Here is an 18,930-nt window from a genome sequence, read left to right on the forward strand (position 1 = left end):
CGCGAAACAGGTAAACGGCGAGCATTCTACCCGTGGAAATAAAAAATTAACAGTTGCGATTTCTCCCCTGGCAGGCTTTTCTGCGCCCGAGTTACCGGAGCACAATGGAACATCAATAATTAGTATGTTGTAACTAAAGTCGGATTTTTTTAAAAATTACAGGCCATCAAGACCGCGAATCGGTTTAATGGTTGACCAGGCCCGACAAGACGGACAATGCCAGTAGAGGGTATATGCGGTAAAACCACATTTCTGGCAGCGATAACGAGGCTTACTACGCACCTTCTCGCCAACCATGTCCCGCAGCACCATCAGACTCTCTTTGGCACGCCCTTCTTCCGCTTCATTTAAGTGGTAATCCATTAGCTTATGGAACACACGCATGGTCGGATGACGCTGAAGCTGACGCGTAATATAGACCTGTGCGGCCTCACTACCGTCGCGCGCTTCGATGATGTCCGCAAGCATTAGTTCAGCATCGGCACCGGTGTTCTCTTCCACCGCGCGCTGCAGGAATTCTGCCCATTCGGCAGTTTTACCCAACTGCTGGTAGCAGGTTTGCAGCATTTCCAGCGTTTCGCTGACCAGTTCTCTGTCCTGGGATATCACGCGTTGCAAACTTTCGACGGCTTTGGCGTATTCTCCTTTCGCCATAAATACGCGTCCCATCATGATGGATACGCGGGCGCTGTTTTTATCTGCCGCCGCACCTTTTTTTAACAAGGCCATGGCACGATCGAGATCGTCGCTGGCCATATGCTGTAGGGCTAACTCGCAGTAGAAATGAGCAATTTCGACGCGCTGCTTATCTTTACCCAGCTTCACCAGGCGTTCGGCAACATCAATTGCTTTCTGCCACTCGCTGGTAGCCTGGTAGATTTGTAGCAACTGTTGCAGCGCGCCAATGCGGAAGTCAGTTTCATCGGTCAGTTGATTGAACATGTCTTCCGCGCGGTCGTATAACCCGGCGGCCATGTAATCACGCCCCAGTTGTTGAATCGCCAACAGACGCTGTTCATAGGTCAGCGAGGCGCTTTCCATTAGGGTCTGATGGATGCGAATAGCGCGATCAACTTCGCCACGCGAACGGAACAGGTTTCCGAGCGTAAGGTGGGCTTCAACGGTACCCGTATCCTCTTTAAGCATATCGAGAAACAGGTCTACCGCTTTATCCTGTTGATTACTAAGCAGGAAGTTAACCCCCGCTACGTAATCACGCGACAAGCGGTTGGCTTCATCTTGCTTGTTTTGTTGCGCACTTCTGCGGCCCATATACCAGCCATAGGCAGCGGCTACAGGCAAAAGCAGAAACAACAACTCCAGCATAGAAAGTTATTCCTTCGCCGCTGACGAATGCGGCGCTACAGCCACGTCAGTCGCGGGTGAAAGCTGGTTTTCCAGTCGCTTTATTTTACGTTCAGCGCGCGCCAGGGAAACACGAACTCGCAGCCAGAACAGGCCGCAAATCAGCCAACCGATAGCAAACCCCGCAGCAAACAATACCGCCAGCAATGTGGAAATACGGTACTCCCCTTGCGCTAACAGATAATTAAACGTCACCTGTTGATCGTTCTGCGCACCCAACGTGACCGAAATCACGAAGATCGCTAACACCAGTAAGAAAATGAGTAAATATTTCACATTACTTCCCGTTATGTGGTTAGAGCGAATAAATTATGGTCAACTTACCGCAATAGCCCTTTAAAGTACCATTTTCGCGCCGTCTGCGAAATGGCATCCACGCGCATTGTTGATGATTTAAGGGCTAAATTCGGAAAATCAACCAGCGTTAACTTTCTTGTTCTCGTTGTGCAATTTCGCGATTTTCTTCCGCAGGTGGTGTTAATGGCCCACAAACTCGTTGCGCAAGCCACGTTGCCACCGCCACCAGCGCCCACGAAATTAACGTAGCTACCACCAGATCGCGTGGCCAATGCATCCCGAGCAGCAGGCGGCTTCCCATGACTCCGGTTGCCCAGACCAGCAAGATAGCAATAGTTAACGTTCGCCGACGCGGCCACAGCAAACCAACGGCCAGCAGCGCCCAACTGGCAGCAAACATCGTGTGACCGGAAGGAAAGGCAAACCCCGTCTCTTTCTGCCAGTGTGAACGCAAATATTGTGGGATATTATTCTCTTCAGCCAACTGTTCTTTCACTAAATTTCCGCGTTCTGCTCGCTTTAAAGTGTAGAACTCATCAACCGGAATATGATGTGTTTTTTCCAGCCAGATAACAAAAGGTCGTGGTTCCTGGACTTTGTCTTTGATCCAGGATTTAACGCCTTGTCCCACAAGGATTGCCGCCGCCAGAATGGCAAATAACATAATGGCAGCCTTAATGCGAAAACGCAGACACCAGAGAAACCAACCGAATAAAATCAAATGTGTAATGACGCCCCAGGGCTGGGTGACAGTTTCAGTAACCCAAAAAGCCGCTTTTAGTAGCCAACTTTGTTCTCCAGGTTGCCAACGCCAGCCAGAAATCCATACGGCTACTGGCATAACAAGCAATAGTGCAGCTCCCACTGCGGTACGTCTGGCAATCGAACGCATGGCCTCTCCTTTTTGATAAGTCCCACAATCATAACTGAAAATGCCAGTTCCAGGAAAAATTGACAGATTTGTGCCATTCCGTGAACGATCGACGCGTCGTGATTAGGTGAACCCCTTCTCGTTATGGCAAAATAAGCCAATACAGAACCAGCATTATCTGGAGAATTTCATGCAGCTTAAACGTGTGGCAGAAGCCAAACTGCCAACCCCATGGGGCGATTTCCTGATGGTGGGATTTGAAGAACTGGCAACCGGACACGATCATGTCGCGCTAGTCTATGGCGATATTTCCGGGCATACCCCGGTACTTGCGCGCGTCCATTCCGAATGTCTGACCGGTGACGCCCTGTTCAGCTTGCGCTGCGATTGTGGCTTCCAGCTCGAAGCGGCACTGACGCAAATTGCCGAAGAAGGCCGTGGTATTTTGCTGTATCACCGTCAGGAAGGTCGTAACATTGGTCTGCTGAATAAAATCCGCGCTTATGCACTGCAGGATCAAGGTTACGATACTGTAGAGGCTAACCACCAGTTAGGCTTCGCCGCTGATGAGCGCGACTTCACTCTTTGCGCTGATATGTTCAAACTCCTTGGCGTCAATGAAGTCCGCTTGTTAACCAACAACCCGAAAAAAGTCGAAATTCTGACCGAAGCAGGGATTAATATTGTTGAACGCGTACCGTTGATTGTAGGTCGTAACCCCAATAACGAACATTATCTCGATACCAAAGCCGAGAAAATGGGTCATTTGCTGAACAAATAACCCTCTTGCATTGTGTAATTCATTTGCTTGCCGGAAGCAAAATAACCGGCAAGCAAATACTCGTTACTTCAACATATTACGAATGACATAATGCAAAATGCCGTCGTTCTGGTAGTAGGTCAACTCCGTCGCGGTGTCGATACGACAACGGCAGGGTACGACTTCCTGGCTACCATCCGCGCGCGTAAACGTCACCGGAACCGTCGCGCCGGGTTGTAGATTTTGCAGATCGACAATATCAATCTTCTCTTCCCCGGTTAGCTCTAACGTTTTACGCGTCACGCCTTGCGGAAATTCCAGCGGCAGGATGCCCATGCCAATTAAATTCGAGCGGTGAATTCGTTCAAACGATTCGGCAATCACAACACGAATACCAAGCAGACGCGGACCTTTTGCCGCCCAGTCACGGCTGGAGCCTGATCCATACTCTTTCCCGGCAATCACCGCCAGCGGCGTTTGCTCCTGCTTATAGCGCATCGCGGCATCATAAATAGAGATGACCTCGCTGTCAGGTAAATGCCGCGTCATCCCCCCTTCAACGCCAGGCACCATTTCATTACGGATGCGAATATTGGCGAAGGTGCCGCGCATCATCACTTCATGGTTACCACGCCGCGAACCGTAGGAGTTAAAGTCTTTGCGCTCAACACCCCGACCTTGTAGATATCGACCCGCCGGGCTGTCGGGCTTAATACTGCCCGCCGGAGAGATATGGTCAGTGGTGACTGAATCCCCCAGCATTGCGAGGATCCGCGCACCGTGAATATCTTCCACAGGTGCTGGTGTTGCCTGCATTTCATCAAAGAAAGGCGATAAGCGAATATAGGTTGAATCTTCCTGCCAACCGTAGGTATCGGATCGTGCGACGTTAATTTCCTTCCACTCTGCTGTGCCTTCAAAAACTTCTGCGTACTCTTTGCGGAACATTTCTGTGGAGACTTGTTCTACCGCACGGGCAATTTCTTGTGCCGAGGGCCAGATATCTTTCAGATATACCGGGTCGCCTTTACGATCGTGACCAATAGGCTCAGAAGCGAGGTTAATATTCATATTTCCCGCCAGCGCATAGGCAACCACCAGCGGCGGCGAGGCCAGCCAGTTAGTTTTAACCAGCGGATGGATACGGCCTTCAAAGTTACGGTTGCCGGACAGCACCGCACCGACGGTTAAATCGCCTTTTTTGATTGCCGTTTCGATAGGATCGGGCAATGGACCAGAGTTACCAATACAGGTGGTACAACCGTATCCCACAAGGTTAAATCCCAGTTCATCGAGATACGGTGTCAGTTTCGCTTTTGCCAGATAATCAGAAACGACTTTCGAGCCTGGTGCCAGCGACGCTTTGACCCACGGTTGCCGCTTGAGGCCCAGAGTTACAGCTTTTTTCGCCAGCAAACCTGCGGCCATCAGCACACTTGGGTTAGAGGTGTTGGTGCACGACGTTATCGCAGCAATGACCACCGCGCCATCAGGTAACTGATACTGATGTCCGTTCATAACATAATCGACCGGCTGGCGATCTTTATGCGTGGCATTCACTTCCAGTTCGTTACTGGCGGCAAATGCTTTTGGTACATCGGGCAGTGCAACGCGATCCTGTGGGCGTTTTGGCCCTGCCAGGCTCGCTTCAACGTCATTCATATCCAGTTCTAACGTACTGGTAAAAATCGGTTCATCGCCCGGGTTACGCCACATGCCCTGCGCTTTGGCATATATTTCGACCAACTCAACCTGATCTTCACTGCGCCCGCTTAAACGCATGTAATCGAGGGTGACAGCATCGATTGGGAAGAAGCCACAGGTGGCACCATATTCTGGCGACATATTGGCAATGGTGGCGCGATCCGCCAGCGGTAGTGAATCCAGCCCATCACCATAAAATTCGACGAATTTCCCCACCACGCCATGTTTGCGCAGCATTTGGGTAACGGTGAGAACCAGGTCTGTGGCGGTAATACCTTCACGTAATTTTCCGGTGAGTTTAAAGCCCACTACGTCCGGGATAAGCATGGAAACCGGCTGGCCTAACATTGCGGCTTCGGCTTCGATCCCACCAACGCCCCACCCCAGCACGCCAAGGCCGTTGATCATGGTGGTGTGCGAGTCAGTACCAACGAGTGTATCCGGATAAGCAATCCATTCACCGTCCTGCAATTCGCTCCACACTGCTTTGCCGAGATATTCGAGGTTAACCTGATGGCAAATGCCTGTGCCTGGCGGCACGACGCTAAAACGACTGAACGCCTGCTTTCCCCATTTCAGGAACACATAACGTTCGTGGTTGCGCTCCATTTCCAGGCGCACGTTTTCTTCAAATGCCTCATCATCACCAAAACGATCGACGGTCACCGAGTGGTCAATGACCAGGTCGACCGGTGAGAGCGGGTTAACCTTTGCAGTATCGCCGCCGAGGCGTTTAACCGCTTCGCGCATTGCCGCCAGATCAACAACGGCAGGTACGCCGGTAAAGTCCTGCATCAACACCCTTGCCGGGCGGTAGGCAATTTCACGGTCAGCATGAGCATTTTTCAGCCATCCCACCAGCGCGTGGATATCCTCTTCGGTAACCGAGTTACCATCCTGCCAGCGCAGCAGGTTTTCGAGCAAAACTTTGAGTGACTTAGGCAGACGGGTGATATCGCCCAGTGATTTGGCAGCAAGCGGCAGGCTGTAGTAGTGGTAAGTTTTATCTTTGGCCTGCAACGTGTCCTTACTGGCTTCTCGTAGGGTTGACGACATAGCTCCTCCTTAATGACAGGGTTGCGAAGCCCTGATTCTCTTCAGGGTGAATATTAAAGATAACACAAACATCGCGTAACGATTTGATAACAACCCAAATTGATAAAAGAGGAGAAACCTTGTGGCAAAGCAAATGAAAACCCCGCCGCAGCGGGGTCAGGGATCAGTGAGTAATGATCCAGAGGAGTTCGGCCCAGAAGAGCATCGACAGAGAAAATGCGCCCATCCAGGACCAATATTTCATATTTGTGTTGATCATAGGCTACACCCTTAACGGTTATTACTTTGTGTTGAGATAACTCAACCTGTTATTGCTGCGGTGTATTAAAAGCCCTTTAATTGATTAAAAATGGGTAATAAGAATGATGATAATTATTGTTTCGGCTGATCATCTTCACCAAACAGTTCTATAAAGGCTTGCTGCTGCGTTGTTAGTTGCCAGTCGTCTGGAATAACGACGGAACATTCCCGTTTCGTTTCTGGTTCATTGTCACTATGCTGACATAATGGTGACGACTCCAGTTGCTCCTGACCGACCATAGTTATCCCCACACTTTCCAAATCAGCAGTGCGACAACCACCCAGAAAAGTGCAGAACCAAGAAATACCGCCAGCCAGGCTTTGCGTTTTAATTCAGGGTCCCGGCGGGGTTCCTGATTTCCAGAAGGCATTGCTAACCTCATATAATCGCCATCACTTATCAGCAAGACGTTGAACGATTGGTGTAATTAATCATACGATGAGACAAATCCTAAAGAAACTTTAGTCAAAAATCCAGCGAATTTACGAATCGTCTCCAGTGAATAATTCAATCTTTTGACCTGAAATAGATATTTGAAAACTGGAGTTTGCGAGGCGGGTAATTAGACACTACTTTACAAGTAATTTACCCTATAAATATGAGGGATAAAAATATTGTGCAGCGGATACAAATAAGCAACAAAAGAGAATATATTCCGGCACCTTCTCTACATAAAAGGTGCCGGAAATAACGCAAGAAATTATTTTTCCGGCAGTTTTATATCTTTAAACATGACCTCAATTTCTTCATTGGAGCGCAATGCGACAGCCGCATCAACGACATCACGCGTTAAATGCGGTGCAAAACGCTGAATGAAATCATACATATAACTGCGCAAAAAAGTACTACGGCGAAAACCAATTTTGGTTGTACTGTGGCTGAAGATATCGTGAGCATCAACACGCACAAGATCGGGATCGGCGACCGGATCCACCGCCATGCTGGCAATGACCCCTACTCCCAGCCCTAACCGGACGTAAGTTTTAATGACGTCAGCATCCGTTGCCGTGAAGACGATACGCGGCGTTAACCCTGCGCGGTTAAAGGCAGTATCCAGTTCTGAACGTCCGGTAAAGCCGAAGGTATATGTCACCAACGGATATTGCGCCAGTTCTTCAATGGTAATGGCTTTTTTGCCTGCCAGCGGGTGATCCGGAGTGACTACAATAGCCCGATTCCAGTGGTAGCACGGTAACATCACTAAATCTTCATACAGATGCAGCGCTTCTGTGGCAATCGCGAAATCGGCATTGCCTTTAGAGACGGCATCAGCAATTTGTGTCGGCGAGCCCTGGTGCATATGCAAAGAAACGCGAGGATAACGCTCAATAAAGCCTTTGATGACGTTTGGTAACGCATAGCGTGCCTGGGTATGCGTGGTGGCGATATACAGCGAGCCTTTATCCGGCCAGGTGTGCTCTCCGGCGACCGATTTTATGGCATCGACTTTCGACAGGACTTCACGAGCGATACGAATTATTTCTTGTCCTGCTGGCGTTACCTGCGTCAGGTGCTTGCCGCTTCGGGAAAAAATTTGAATGCCTAGCTCGTCTTCCAGCATTCTGACTTGTTTACTGATCCCGGGTTGTGATGTGTAAAGTCCTTCCGCCGTTGATGAGACATTCAGGTTATGATTGACCACCTCAACAATATAGCGAAGTTGTTGTAATTTCATGTTAAACCATCCACTTAGACGCCATCAGAACATCGTTTTTTCGTCACACCTGGCGGGTGACTAATACGATTTAATAATAAAAAAGGTGCTAACTATAACCACTATATCATTTATAGCCTTAGTGTATAGGTGTGAAGAAAAAATAATATGCAATAAAAAAGGGCCGCTTTCGCGACCCTTTGTTTATAAAAACCTGACAGAATTAAAGGTTATTTTTTCCCTTCAACCCATTTGCCATCAACATAAAATGCTGACCAGCCAGTCGCCTTTCCGTCTTTTTCCGAAGAGACATATTGCTGTTTGGTTTTACGGCTAAAGCGAACCATGGTCTTATTACCTTCCGGATCCTGCTGTGGCGCATCGGCCAGATAACGCAGTTTTTCCGGCAGACGGTCGCGGAAGCGATAAAGCTCTTCCACCAGTGGCGCACGTGTTTCACGCGATTTCGGGAAGGTATTGGCCGCCAGGAACACACCGGCAGCACCGTCACGCAGCACGAAATAAGCATCTGATTTTTCGCACGGCAGCTCCGGTAATGGCACCGGATCTTCTTTCGGTGGTGCCACTTCGCCGTTACGTAAAATCTTACGCGTGTTTTTACACTCTTCGTTAGTGCAGGCCATGTATTTACCGAAACGCCCCATTTTCAGGTGCATTTCAGATCCACATTTTTCACACTCAACGATCGGGCCGTCATAACCTTTAATGCGGAATTCGCCCTCTTCGATCTCGTAACCGTCGCAGGTTGGGTTATTACCACAGACATGCAACTTACGTTTCGGATCGATGAGATAGCTGTCCATCGCCGTGCCGCATTTCGGGCAACGACGTTTTGCGCGCAGCGCGTTGGTTTCAGCGTCTTCACCTTCCAGCACGTTCAGCACTTCGTTTTCCGGCACCAGGTTGATGGTGGTTTTGCAACGCTCTTTCGGTGGCAGAGCGTAGCCGGAACAGCCAAGGAATACCCCGGTGCTCGCTGTGCGAATACCCATTTTGCGACCACAGGTCGGGCAGTCGATGCTGGTCAGAACCATCTGGTTCGGGCGCATCCCCCCCTCTTCCGGATCTTTTTCAGCTTTATCTAACTGCTGGGTGAAATCCGAGAAGAAGTGATCCAGTACAGCTTTCCACTCTGCTTCGTGATTTGCCACCTGGTCGAGGCTGTTTTCCATCTGTGCGGTGAAGTCGTAGTTCATTAACTCACGGAAATTCTCTTCCAGGCGATCGGTGACGATTTCGCCCATTTTTTCCGCATAGAAACGACGATTTTCTACTCGCACATAGCCACGATCCTGAATAGTCGAAATGATCGACGCATAGGTAGACGGACGACCGATACCGCGTTTTTCCAGTTCTTTAACCAACGATGCTTCACTGAAACGCGCTGGCGGCTTGGTAAAGTGCTGGGCTGGTGTCAGTTCAACGAGCGTCAGAGCATCGCCTTTATCGACTGCCGGTAAGATACGATCTTCATCGCCTTTACGCAGTGCAGGCATCACTTTTGTCCAGCCATCAAAGCGCAAAATACGACCGCGTGCTTTCAGGCGGAAATCGCCCGCACCAACGGTCAGCGTCGTGGAGTCATATTTCGCTGGGGTCATCTGGCAGGCAACGAACTGACGCCAGATTAACTGGTACAGTTTTTGCGCATCTGCTTCCATATCCTTCAGCGATTCCGCCATCACATTGACGTCAGAAGGACGAATCGCTTCGTGCGCTTCCTGTGAGTTTTCTTTGCTGGCGTACTGATTCGGACTTTCCGGCAGATATTTCTTACCAAAATTATCGCTGATATAACCGCGAACCATATTTACCGCGTCCTGACTCAGGTTGGTGGAGTCGGTACGCATGTATGTGATATAGCCAGCTTCATACAAACGCTGCGCCATCATCATGGTTTTTTTCACGCCAAAACCAAGACGGGTGCTGGCAGCTTGTTGCAGCGTAGAGGTAATAAAAGGAGCGCCAGGTTTACTGGTTGTCGGTTTGTCTTCACGTTCCAGCACGCTGTAGCGCGCTTTTTCCAGCAGACTTACCGCAGCCTGAGTTTGTTCTTTGTTGACCGGGCGGAACGGTTTGTCGTTCTGATGAGTCACCTGCAACGCCAACGCATCACCAGATGGCGTGGTCGTGCTGGCATCGACTTCCCAGAACTCTTCCGGTACGAACGCTTTAATTTCACGCTCACGCTCGACCACCAGGCGGACCGCCACCGACTGCACACGACCTGCAGACAGACCACGAGCGATCTTTTTCCACAGCAGCGGCGAAACCATATATCCCACCACGCGGTCCATAAAGCGACGCGCCTGCTGGGCATTAACACGATCAATATTCAGCTCACCTGGTTTGTTAAATGCCTGGCGGATCGCGTTTTTAGTAATTTCGTTAAACACCACTCGGCTATAGCGCGCATCATCACCACCAATCACTTCCCGCAGGTGCCATGCAATGGCTTCCCCTTCGCGGTCAAGGTCGGTTGCGAGATAGATGTGGTCGGCTTTTTCAGCCAGTTGTTTCAGTTCAGAGACGACCTTCTCTTTACCAGGCAACACTTCATAGTGCGCCTCCCAATTGTGCCACGGGTCAACCCCCATACGGTTGACGAGAGCGCCACGTTCATCCTTTTTAGGCTTTTTAGCCGTCTTGGTGGAGGTAGAGTCGGCACTCTTTTTGGCAGCTGAGCCACTGGTCGGCAAATCGCGGATGTGACCGACGCTGGATTTCACCACGTAGTCACTACCCAGATACTTGTTGATCGTTTTGGCTTTTGCCGGGGACTCAACGATGACAAGAGCTTTACCCATATTCACCTTACCTAATTTGATTCTTCCAGGAATGCGTCGCACGTTGATAAACCTTCCACTGGCAACGAGTTACCGATATGGACTCGCTCTCTGCGGATATCAACCCCTTGTCGTGACTCTGTTCACGAAAATTCAGGTGACTGAGTTAACAGGTCTTGGCCTACAGGCGCTATAGCACGACGGAATTTTGGTCGAATGTCAAGCAAATCTATTGCCAGATTGACGAAAGCGTCACACTGTACCTGATAAAATCCGATACGCAACTTTATTAGCATGCAAAATCCAAAGTTGCCAGTAAGGCGCTCTTGCCACCAGCGTGGTATATTTGTCTGCAAGCCATGCCTGGCGTAGACTAATGTCCTTGTTTAAGGAGTAAATAATGAACAAAGAGACACAACCCATCGACCGCGAGACGCTGTTGAAAGAGGCCAACAAAATCATTCGTGAGCATGAGGATACGCTCGCAGGGATTGAAGCCACCGGCGTCACGCAGCGTAATGGCGTGCTGGTATTTACCGGCGACTACTTTTTAGATGAACAAGGATTGCCAACAGCCAAAAGCACCGCGGTGTTTAATATGTTCAAACACCTGGCCCATGTGCTTTCAGAAAAATATCACCTGGTTGATTAAAGCAAAACGCGAGGTCTTACCCTCGCGTTTGTCTTTTACATCAATGGCTTTTGACCCCGCTGCCACCAGCGTAGCAACAATCGATCGGCGCTCTCTGCCGCGCTGCCGGTGAATCGGTCAATGAGTCGTTTACGCTGCATATAGCGTACATTGACCACTTCACGGCCTTCCATCAGGCTAAGAATAACTTCATCACTGGTGTTGATTTCATCAACCAAGCCTTTCTCTACCGCCTGTTGTCCGTACCAGTGTTCACCCGTTGCCACCTGATCAATATTCAGAGACGGACGCATACGCTTCACAAAATCTTTAAATAACTGATGCGTTTCGTTCAGCTCTTCGCGGAATTTCTCCCGCCCTTCTTCGGTGTTTTCACCCAGCAAGGTCAGCGTGCGCTTATACTGCCCGGCGGTGTGCAGTTCGATATCAATATCTTTGCTTTTCAGGAAGCGGTTAAAGTTGGGCATTTGTGCCACCACGCCAATGGAACCCACAATAGCAAACGGTGCGGAAACAATTTTGTCCGCCACACAGGCCATCATGTAACCGCCGCTGGCAGCGACTTTGTCTACCGTAACAGTTAAAGGAATGTTTTTATCACGCAGACGCTGCAGCTGCGAAGCCGCCAGCCCGTAACCATGCACCATGCCACCAGGGCTTTCCAGACGTAGCACAACCTGATCCTGCGGTTTAAATGCTGCGAGTACCGACGTTATCTCTTCACGTAGCGAGTTCACTTCATGGGCGTCCATGCTGCCTTTAAAATCCAGCACCCAGACGCGAGGTTTACTGTCAGTTGCCACCTCGCCCAGTTTGGCTTTCGCTTTTGCTGCTTTCGCTTCTTGCTTGTGCTTTTTCTTCTGCGCTTTGTGCCACTGTTTTTGCTGATGTGAGTCCATCAGCGCCGCGGCCAGTTCTTCTTTCATCTCCTTATACTGTTCGCTGAGATTGTTGACCCGTAACTCGCCACGCTGGCGTTTATTACGTTGAGCAACATTGACAATAATGGCGGCAATCGCCGCAATCGCTAGCACAACGGTAACGATTTTCGCCAAAAACAAACCATATTCAGACAACAATTCCACGAGTCCCCACCTTGGTTAAACAACGCTTTGGCTCACAGTTTACAACAGGCATGTTAAGCCGTCTCGCAGAGATGTTATTGCAGCGAAAGTATGACAAAGTATCCATTTTGCGGTGTTATCGCCCCAGGCTGATTGAAATGCCCTTCTGTTTCAGGCATAAAGCCCCAAAGTCTTAAAGTACACTGGCAGCGCGACAGACAACGTCGTTGAGGAGTAGCCATGCATTACCAGCCAAAACAAGATTTACTCAATGATCGCATTATCCTGGTGACGGGAGCCAGCGATGGGATTGGTCGTGAAGCCGCGATGACGTATGCACGCTATGGTGCGACTGTGATTCTGTTGGGCCGTAATGAAGAAAAATTACATCAGGTAGCCAGCCACATAAACGAAGAAACTGGGCGTCAGCCACAGTGGTTTATTCTCGATTTGCTGACCTGCACGTCCGAAAATTGCCAACAACTGGCACAGCGCATTGCCGTTAATTATCCACGTCTGGATGGTGTTTTGCATAATGCCGGATTGCTCGGCGATGTTTGCCCAATGAGCGAACAAAATCCGCAGGTCTGGCAGGACGTCATGCAGGTCAACGTTAATGCCACCTTTATGCTCACCCAAGCACTGCTTCCTTTATTACTCAAATCGGACGCGGGTTCACTGGTCTTTACTTCATCAAGCGTTGGACGTCAGGGGCGTGCAAACTGGGGCGCATATGCAGCGTCGAAATTTGCCACCGAAGGGATGATGCAGGTACTGGCCGATGAATATCAGCAGCGCCTGCGCGTCAACTGCATTAACCCAGGCGGTACGCGCACCGCAATGCGTGCCAACGCCTTCCCGACCGAAGATCCACAGAAACTTAAAACACCCGCTGATATCATGCCGCTCTACCTCTGGCTGATGGGCGATGACAGCCGCCGTAAAACCGGCATGACCTTTGACGCCCAACCGGGCCGTAAACCAGGAATTTCCCAATGAGTGATGAACGCTACCAACAGCGTCAGCAGCGAGTGAAAGAAAAAGTAGATGCTCGTGTGGCCCAGGCCCAGGATGAACGCGGTATTATCATCGTCTTTACCGGCAATGGAAAAGGCAAAACCACCGCGGCATTTGGTACGGCAACACGCGCAGTTGGTCACGGAAAAAAAGTGGGCGTCGTGCAGTTTATTAAAGGCACCTGGCCTAACGGCGAACGAAAACTGCTGGAACCACACGGCGTTGAATTTCAGGTGATGGCAACGGGCTTTACCTGGGATACACAAAATCGCGAATCTGATACCGCGGCCTGCCGTGAAGTCTGGCAACATGCCAAACGAATGCTGGCAGATCCTTCACTGGATATGGTTTTGCTCGATGAACTGACTTATATGGTGGCGTATGATTATTTGCCACTGGAAGAAGTGGTGAAGGCGTTAAATGAACGTCCACATCAACAAACGGTGATTATCACGGGTCGTGGTTGTCATCGGGATATTCTTGAATTGGCGGATACGGTAAGTGAATTACGCCCCGTGAAACATGCGTTTGATGCCGGTGTAAAAGCGCAGATAGGGATTGATTACTAATCTGTAAAAATGCCGGATATGACGTCCGGCATACTTTGATTAACCGTTATTATTACGTCCACCAGAGCGACGACCGCCGCTCACCTGACTGTGACGCTTAACCGCACGACGAATCTGATTCGCCTTCATACGACGACGGTCTTTTTCTACAGCGACTTTAGAGCTGGTTTCTGGCGGTAGCTCCACCAGTTCGCGCAGATAGTTAGTCTGGGCGAGATCCAGCTCTGTCCAGCCGCCGCGTGGCAGACCTTTCGGCAGTGGAATATCACCGTAACGCACACGGATCAGGCGACTTACCTGCACACCAACCGCTTCCCAAAGACGACGAACCTCACGGTTACGGCCTTCGGTCAGAGTAACGTTGTACCACTGGTTGATCCCTTCGCCGCCGCTGAACTTGATGGTTTTAAAGGCTGCCGGACCATCTTCCAGCTGCACGCCACGACTCAAATCACGCAGTTTCGCGTCGTCAACCTGACCAAATACACGCACGGCATATTCACGTTCAACTTCACGGCTTGGATGCATTAAACGGTTTGCCAGTTCACCGTCGGTGGTGAAGAGCAACAGACCACAGGTGTTAACGTCCAGACGACCTACGGCAATCCAGCGTGCGCCACGCAGTTTTGGCAGACGGTCAAACACCGTTGGACGTCCTTCCGGATCGTTACGGGTACACAACTCACCTTCCGGTTTGTAATAGGCCAGAACGCGACAAATTTGTTCAGCGGACTCACGTACCGAAATCAGGTGACCATCGATACGGATTTTCAATCCAGGGGTAATTTCAACGCGATCGCCGAGTTTAGCAATTTTGCCATCAACACTCACACGACCGGCTTCAATAATAGATTCGATTTCACGGCGAGAGCCGTGGCCGGCACGCGCCAGCACTTTCTGTAGCTTTTCGCTCATAGAGCTTCCTTTTGGTGTCGCCTTCCCAGGCGTCTGATATGCTTTTGTGCAACAGTGAGTCAGAACTTACATCTGACTCACTGATAGTAAAGTCTGTTTGAACTCTTCAGGCCTTAAGTAAACGACTCGACGTTTATCGACCTGGCTTTGAGGCGCAACATACTACACTATCTTTATGGTTAAAGCTTGTTTCGATTAACGTCGATTTGGTTACCAACCACCACCGCCTCCGCCACCCGCACCGCCGCCAGCACCACCACCGGAATAGCTTCGCCCCAACAAACTGGTATAGGCCCCGCAACTCAGGTGCGTCTGCAATGAGAATAAAACGCCACTACGGGCAATTTCCGGGGCGCTAACAGCCGCTGTGAGTGATGGGGTGATACGTTCTGCCCATTCTCTGCCAAGGTTTGCCGAGACCGCCCAACCTAACAATGCGTAATCCAGTTTCCGTGTTTCCCCTTTCCGCCGCCGCCCACTGTGTGTTGCCGCCTCTTTACGCGCAAGATAGTTAACGATAGCTTCACCGTGGGCATAACGTTGCTGCCCAGTTTGGGTAAACTTTGGCAGAAAAATATACCCTATGCCAGTGAGATAACCGGTCAGGAAAACAGCGCTAAAATAACCCGCTGGCATATACCAGTAAAAGAATACATCTCCGACATTGATATAGAGAGAATAAAAGGCCACGCCTGAACAAATCAGCGGTAAAAACAAAGTGATGATTACACAATTAACGCAAGGCTTGTCATCATCGCGGGCAAACAAAAGCTCAAGGGAACAAAATAAAAAAGGAAGAAGCCAGCAGATCATAATAAACATATCGCCCACCAGACTCATTCCTGCCCAGCCTACGGGACTCAAGTTACCGTAGAGAATAACCGCTAATATCGCCATTCCCCCCCATTGCAAAAACGCATCAGGTCGGTAAAACGAAGACTTTTTACGCGGCAGATAAAATTTCTGCATCCGTAAAAATGCACTGCGTAAGACTCTGTTGCGTCTCCCCGTAAGAACGACCTTATCGCCTTTACGAAATAACGCTTCCAGTAATAACTTCTCTGCGGGCAGTAATACCGCATTATTTCTGGTCGCGCCTTCATTAACACGAATCAGGATTTGCTGGTTCTTGTCATACTGATCTTTCAGATGAATTTTGCCTTTCACAATCAGATTTACGATATCGGCACAAAAACCTTTATCGTCGTAAACCAGCTTCGCATCGAGACGTAACATGCCGGGCGTGTAATCTGGCGGAATGACATCGGTTTCAATCACATCTACCGGCGTAAATTGCGGCCTGCGCTTCCAGAGATATAACCATCCACAAACCAGGAATAGACACGGAAACCAAATTAACAACGATGACGTGGAGGGTAAAAGAAGATGGCTGAAAATATTCGTCGTTTGTGGAGCCGGGGCATTGCTAAGTAAAGCGTGAGGCCAGCGGTAGAGTACCGTGAAATCTTCACGATAAAACGGATCGCGGGATTCAATTCTTCCGTCCTCAAGGATGCGGCCATTTCGATATGTGTCGCCCTCTTCTCCAGTAAAGAGATCGATTTCGCTAAATGGATTACCCGCGATATCAGGGAACTTGAGTGAAAATCGGGTCTTATAGATTTCAAACGGCCAGTGGTTACCAGTCACGTTCCAGATTAACAGATCTGAATCTCCCTCACGCAGGAAAGCATTTTTAACCTGATAATGAATTTGATAATGATAGTCGCCTTGAGGCAAGAAACGTTGTTTATCGCCCACGACGATACTCATTAAACCGATATGCCAGTCAAGATGCCAGGGTTCAGGAACACCATCACGGGTGACGCCAACAATATGATAGTTCAGCAGTGCAGCGTCCCCATCAGGCTGCATCCAGAGTCGTGGTAAATCACGATAAAATCCGTGCTTAATCTGCTGATTTCGCGCCTGAAAATGAATATTTTCTTTGATGTCGAGCCCCCCATCCGGTTGCAGAGTGGCTTCAACATCAAAGAGCGAGATCCCTTCTTCATAAAAAGGGATCTCCGTGTTTTTCGGATAACTCAACGAAGAGAAAAAAAGCCCAACTATCAACAGCAAAATGCAGCGATATATCCCTGCCATAGTCTTCCATCCGTGGAACGCAATTTGTTATAAGAAAGGCTTCACATCACCTACGCCTTCACGCACCACGACCGGCGTATCATCAGTAAGATCAATAACCGTTGTTGGTTTCTGCCCGAGATAGCCGCCGTGAATAATCAAGTCCACCTGTTTTTCCAGACGGTCTTTAATTTCTTCCGGATCGGATTCGGTAAATTCGCTGCCTGGCAGCATTAGCGAAGTGGAAAGCATCGGTTCGCCCAGTGCTTCAAGCAACGCCTGCGCAATCGGGTTAGAAGGCACACGCATACCGATGGTTTTGCGTTTTTCCTGCAACAGACGGCGTGGCACCTCCTTCGTCCCTTTCAGGATGAAGGTGTAGTTGCCCGGCGTGTTGTTTTTCATCAAACGAAACGCAACGTTATCCACGAATGAATAGGTCGAGAGCTCAGAAAGATCGCGACACATCAGGGTAAAGTTGTGACCGTCCGGCAGCTGGCGAATTCGACAAATACGCTCCATGGCGTTTTTATCTTCAATTTTACAGCCGAGCGCATAGCCGGAATCGGTTGGATAAACAATCACCCCGCCTTTACGCACGATCTCCACCGCCTGGTTGATCAGACGTTGCTGCGGATTATCAGGATGAATATAAAAAAACTGGCTCATAATTCCCTCTCTGTGGTGTTCTGCGGCTGTTCCCATAGCTGCCAGACGCCTTCAACGCCTGCAGGCAGCCAGAGTTTACGACCCAGTTCAATCCACGGGCACGGCTGATGAAAATCAGATCCTTGTGATGCCCATAAATGATGCTGACGCGCAAGTGTCGCCAGCTGGGTGCGTTCATTGGGCGATTGCTGGCACTGCGCGACTTCCATCGCGTCGCCGTGGTGTTCAGCAAAATGCGCAACCAATCTTTTCAGCCATTTAGCACTAAGATTGTACCGCCCAGGATGAGCTAGCACCGCCTTACCGCCAGAATGATGAATGACATCAATAGCTTGTTCTATTGTACACCACTGTGGCGGAACGTATCCGGTTTTCCCGCGCGCCAGATATTTTTTAAAGACATCCGCCATTGAACTGGCTTTGCCGCACTCCACAAGGAAACGAGCAAAATGACCGCGCGTCACCGCACCGCCCTGCGCCAGTCGTTGCGCGCCTTCCAGCGCACCTGGTATCTGCGCTTTTTCAAGTCTTTCGGCAATCAGCTGCGCCCGCTGATTGCGCCGTTCTGTCTGCTGCGCGAGGAACTCACACATTAGCGGATGAGTAATATCAATATTCAGCCCGACAATATGAATTTCATGATTTTCCCAGACCGTGGAGATTTCCACGCCGGGAATAAGATTCAGCGCCAGTCCCGAACGTGAAATTTCCTCTCTTGCTGGTGAGATTGCAGCTGTGGTGTCATGGTCGGTGATCGCCAGGGTGCCGACGCGCATCTCGACTGCACGGTGCACCAATGCTTCTGGCGTCAGGCAGCCATCGGAAGCTGTGGTATGGCTGTGCAGGTCGTAAATCACTGCGTAATTCGTGTCGCTCAAGGCGCACTCCCGTTCTGGATAATGTTTTTTGCGCCGACATCATAACGGTTCTGGCGAATATTCTGAAATGAGCTGTTGACAATTAATCATCGAACTAGTTAACTAGTACACAAGTTCACGTAAAAAGGGTATCGACAATGAAAGCAATTTTCGTACTGAAAGGTTGGTGGCGCACTTCCTGAAACGGGCAGTGTATTCACCATGCGTAAAGCAATCAGATACCCAGCCCGCCTGATGAGCGGGCTTTTTTTTGAACAAAATTAGAG

At 49.8% G+C, this 18,930-nt stretch carries 19 protein-coding genes and 1 other annotated feature; of the genes, 5 read left to right on the forward strand and 14 right to left on the reverse strand.

Going from position 1 to position 18,930, the window contains the following annotated elements; all coding sequences use genetic code 11:
* Positions 1-156 precede the first annotated feature (156 nt).
* The 3 genes from lapB to pgpB all read right to left on the reverse strand — a co-directional run bounded on the left by lapB (position 157) and on the right by pgpB (position 2,554).
* Positions 157-1,326: a lipopolysaccharide assembly protein LapB gene (gene lapB, locus ACJHYR_RS02115; RefSeq protein ID WP_000891338.1), complete on the reverse strand. Its 1,170-nt coding sequence runs from the start codon at positions 1,324-1,326 to the stop codon at positions 157-159.
* 6 nt (positions 1,327-1,332) lie between these two features.
* Positions 1,333-1,641 (reverse strand): lipopolysaccharide assembly protein LapA, encoded by a 309-nt coding sequence (gene lapA / locus ACJHYR_RS02120; RefSeq protein ID WP_000876284.1) that lies wholly within the window; start codon positions 1,639-1,641, stop codon positions 1,333-1,335.
* A gap of 148 nt (positions 1,642-1,789) precedes the next feature.
* Entirely contained in the window at positions 1,790-2,554 is a 765-nt protein-coding gene (pgpB, locus tag ACJHYR_RS02125) for a phosphatidylglycerophosphatase B (RefSeq protein ID WP_001256552.1), read from the reverse strand.
* Between the two features lie 169 nt (positions 2,555-2,723).
* Here pgpB and ribA point away from each other — a divergent pair, with 169 nt between their 5' ends.
* A complete protein-coding gene (gene ribA / locus ACJHYR_RS02130; protein WP_001176295.1) occupies positions 2,724-3,314 on the forward strand; it encodes a GTP cyclohydrolase II in 591 nt (196 codons plus the stop codon).
* 63 nt (positions 3,315-3,377) lie between these two features.
* Here ribA and acnA read toward each other — a convergent pair whose 3' ends face one another.
* The 6 genes from acnA to topA all read right to left on the reverse strand — a co-directional run bounded on the left by acnA (position 3,378) and on the right by topA (position 10,836).
* Complete coding sequence (acnA, locus tag ACJHYR_RS02135) at positions 3,378-6,053, reverse strand: aconitate hydratase AcnA (RefSeq protein ID WP_000099547.1); 2,676 nt, start codon at positions 6,051-6,053, stop codon at positions 3,378-3,380.
* A 163-nt stretch (positions 6,054-6,216) separates the two neighbouring features.
* Positions 6,217-6,312 (reverse strand): small membrane protein YmiC, encoded by a 96-nt coding sequence (gene ymiC / locus ACJHYR_RS02140; RefSeq protein WP_001310756.1) that lies wholly within the window; start codon positions 6,310-6,312, stop codon positions 6,217-6,219.
* Between the two features lie 113 nt (positions 6,313-6,425).
* Positions 6,426-6,593, reverse strand: coding sequence for a protein YciX (yciX, locus tag ACJHYR_RS02145; protein ID WP_001309472.1), 168 nt, complete (start codon positions 6,591-6,593; stop codon positions 6,426-6,428).
* A 2-nt stretch (positions 6,594-6,595) separates the two neighbouring features.
* Positions 6,596-6,736 (reverse strand): YmiA family putative membrane protein, encoded by a 141-nt coding sequence (locus ACJHYR_RS02150; protein ID WP_001300896.1) that lies wholly within the window; start codon positions 6,734-6,736, stop codon positions 6,596-6,598.
* Between the two features lie 318 nt (positions 6,737-7,054).
* A complete protein-coding gene (gene cysB, locus ACJHYR_RS02155) occupies positions 7,055-8,029 on the reverse strand; it encodes an HTH-type transcriptional regulator CysB (protein ID WP_000776253.1) in 975 nt (324 codons plus the stop codon).
* Between the two features lie 209 nt (positions 8,030-8,238).
* Positions 8,239-10,836, reverse strand: coding sequence for a type I DNA topoisomerase (gene topA / locus ACJHYR_RS02160; RefSeq protein WP_001309471.1), 2,598 nt, complete (start codon positions 10,834-10,836; stop codon positions 8,239-8,241).
* Positions 10,837-11,215: 379 nt separating this feature from the next.
* Here topA and ACJHYR_RS02165 point away from each other — a divergent pair, with 379 nt between their 5' ends.
* A complete protein-coding gene (locus ACJHYR_RS02165) occupies positions 11,216-11,467 on the forward strand; it encodes a YciN family protein (RefSeq protein WP_001031530.1) in 252 nt (83 codons plus the stop codon).
* Between the two features lie 35 nt (positions 11,468-11,502).
* On the opposite strand, the gene sohB is transcribed toward ACJHYR_RS02165, so the two are convergent.
* Complete coding sequence (gene sohB / locus ACJHYR_RS02170) at positions 11,503-12,552, reverse strand: protease SohB (protein ID WP_000422053.1); 1,050 nt, start codon at positions 12,550-12,552, stop codon at positions 11,503-11,505.
* 219 nt (positions 12,553-12,771) lie between these two features.
* On the opposite strand from sohB, the gene ACJHYR_RS02175 reads away from it, so the two are divergent.
* A complete protein-coding gene (locus ACJHYR_RS02175; RefSeq protein WP_000559257.1) occupies positions 12,772-13,530 on the forward strand; it encodes a YciK family oxidoreductase in 759 nt (252 codons plus the stop codon).
* Positions 13,527-14,117: a cob(I)yrinic acid a,c-diamide adenosyltransferase gene (cobO, locus tag ACJHYR_RS02180; protein ID WP_001278887.1), complete on the forward strand. Its 591-nt coding sequence runs from the start codon at positions 13,527-13,529 to the stop codon at positions 14,115-14,117. The genes ACJHYR_RS02175 and cobO overlap by 4 nt, the downstream gene beginning before the upstream one ends.
* Positions 14,118-14,156: 39 nt before the next feature.
* Here cobO and rluB read toward each other — a convergent pair whose 3' ends face one another.
* The 4 genes from rluB to rnm form a co-directional block, all read right to left on the reverse strand.
* Positions 14,157-15,032, reverse strand: coding sequence for a 23S rRNA pseudouridine(2605) synthase RluB (gene rluB / locus ACJHYR_RS02185; RefSeq protein ID WP_001291206.1), 876 nt, complete (start codon positions 15,030-15,032; stop codon positions 14,157-14,159).
* 210 nt (positions 15,033-15,242) lie between these two features.
* Entirely contained in the window at positions 15,243-17,138 is a 1,896-nt protein-coding gene (locus tag ACJHYR_RS02190) for a DUF2207 domain-containing protein (RefSeq protein ID WP_001309470.1), read from the reverse strand.
* A gap of 27 nt (positions 17,139-17,165) precedes the next feature.
* Positions 17,166-17,786, reverse strand: a complete 621-nt coding sequence (locus ACJHYR_RS02195) for an L-threonylcarbamoyladenylate synthase (protein ID WP_001295575.1) — start codon at positions 17,784-17,786, stop codon at positions 17,166-17,168.
* On the reverse strand, positions 17,783-18,664 hold the full coding sequence (gene rnm / locus ACJHYR_RS02200; protein WP_001285692.1) for an RNase RNM: 882 nt from the start codon (positions 18,662-18,664) through the stop codon (positions 17,783-17,785). The genes ACJHYR_RS02195 and rnm overlap by 4 nt, the downstream gene beginning before the upstream one ends.
* A 137-nt stretch (positions 18,665-18,801) precedes the next feature.
* Here rnm and trpL point away from each other — a divergent pair, with 137 nt between their 5' ends.
* Positions 18,802-18,846 (forward strand): trp operon leader peptide, encoded by a 45-nt coding sequence (trpL, locus tag ACJHYR_RS02205; protein WP_001700591.1) that lies wholly within the window; start codon positions 18,802-18,804, stop codon positions 18,844-18,846.
* Positions 18,823-18,916: a sequence feature (Trp leader region), on the forward strand. It overlaps the preceding gene by 24 nt.
* The last annotated feature ends 14 nt before the right edge of the window (positions 18,917-18,930 follow it).

The organism is Escherichia sp. WS1450 (genome assembly GCF_046487395.1).
GTDB lineage: Bacteria > Pseudomonadota > Gammaproteobacteria > Enterobacterales > Enterobacteriaceae > Escherichia > Escherichia coli.

Bases quoted from the DNA above. Each gene is read 5' to 3' on its own strand.
- lapB (WP_000891338.1), bottom strand. From the start codon at position 1,326: ATGCTGGAGTTGTTGTTTCTGCTTTTGCCTGTAGCCGCTGCCTATGGC.
- pgpB (WP_001256552.1), bottom strand. From the start codon at position 2,554: ATGCGTTCGATTGCCAGACGTACCGCAGTGGGAGCTGCACTATTGCTT.
- ribA (WP_001176295.1), top strand. From the start codon at position 2,724: ATGCAGCTTAAACGTGTGGCAGAAGCCAAACTGCCAACCCCATGGGGC.
- acnA (WP_000099547.1), bottom strand. From the start codon at position 6,053: ATGTCGTCAACCCTACGAGAAGCCAGTAAGGACACGTTGCAGGCCAAA.
- ymiC (WP_001310756.1), bottom strand. From the start codon at position 6,312: ATGATCAACACAAATATGAAATATTGGTCCTGGATGGGCGCATTTTCT.
- yciX (WP_001309472.1), bottom strand. From the start codon at position 6,593: ATGGTCGGTCAGGAGCAACTGGAGTCGTCACCATTATGTCAGCATAGT.
- ACJHYR_RS02150 (WP_001300896.1), bottom strand. From the start codon at position 6,736: ATGAGGTTAGCAATGCCTTCTGGAAATCAGGAACCCCGCCGGGACCCT.
- cysB (WP_000776253.1), bottom strand. From the start codon at position 8,029: ATGAAATTACAACAACTTCGCTATATTGTTGAGGTGGTCAATCATAAC.
- topA (WP_001309471.1), bottom strand. From the start codon at position 10,836: ATGGGTAAAGCTCTTGTCATCGTTGAGTCCCCGGCAAAAGCCAAAACG.
- ACJHYR_RS02165 (WP_001031530.1), top strand. From the start codon at position 11,216: ATGAACAAAGAGACACAACCCATCGACCGCGAGACGCTGTTGAAAGAG.
- ACJHYR_RS02175 (WP_000559257.1), top strand. From the start codon at position 12,772: ATGCATTACCAGCCAAAACAAGATTTACTCAATGATCGCATTATCCTG.
- cobO (WP_001278887.1), top strand. From the start codon at position 13,527: ATGAGTGATGAACGCTACCAACAGCGTCAGCAGCGAGTGAAAGAAAAA.
- rluB (WP_001291206.1), bottom strand. From the start codon at position 15,032: ATGAGCGAAAAGCTACAGAAAGTGCTGGCGCGTGCCGGCCACGGCTCT.
- ACJHYR_RS02190 (WP_001309470.1), bottom strand. From the start codon at position 17,138: ATGGCAGGGATATATCGCTGCATTTTGCTGTTGATAGTTGGGCTTTTT.
- ACJHYR_RS02195 (WP_001295575.1), bottom strand. From the start codon at position 17,786: ATGAGCCAGTTTTTTTATATTCATCCTGATAATCCGCAGCAACGTCTG.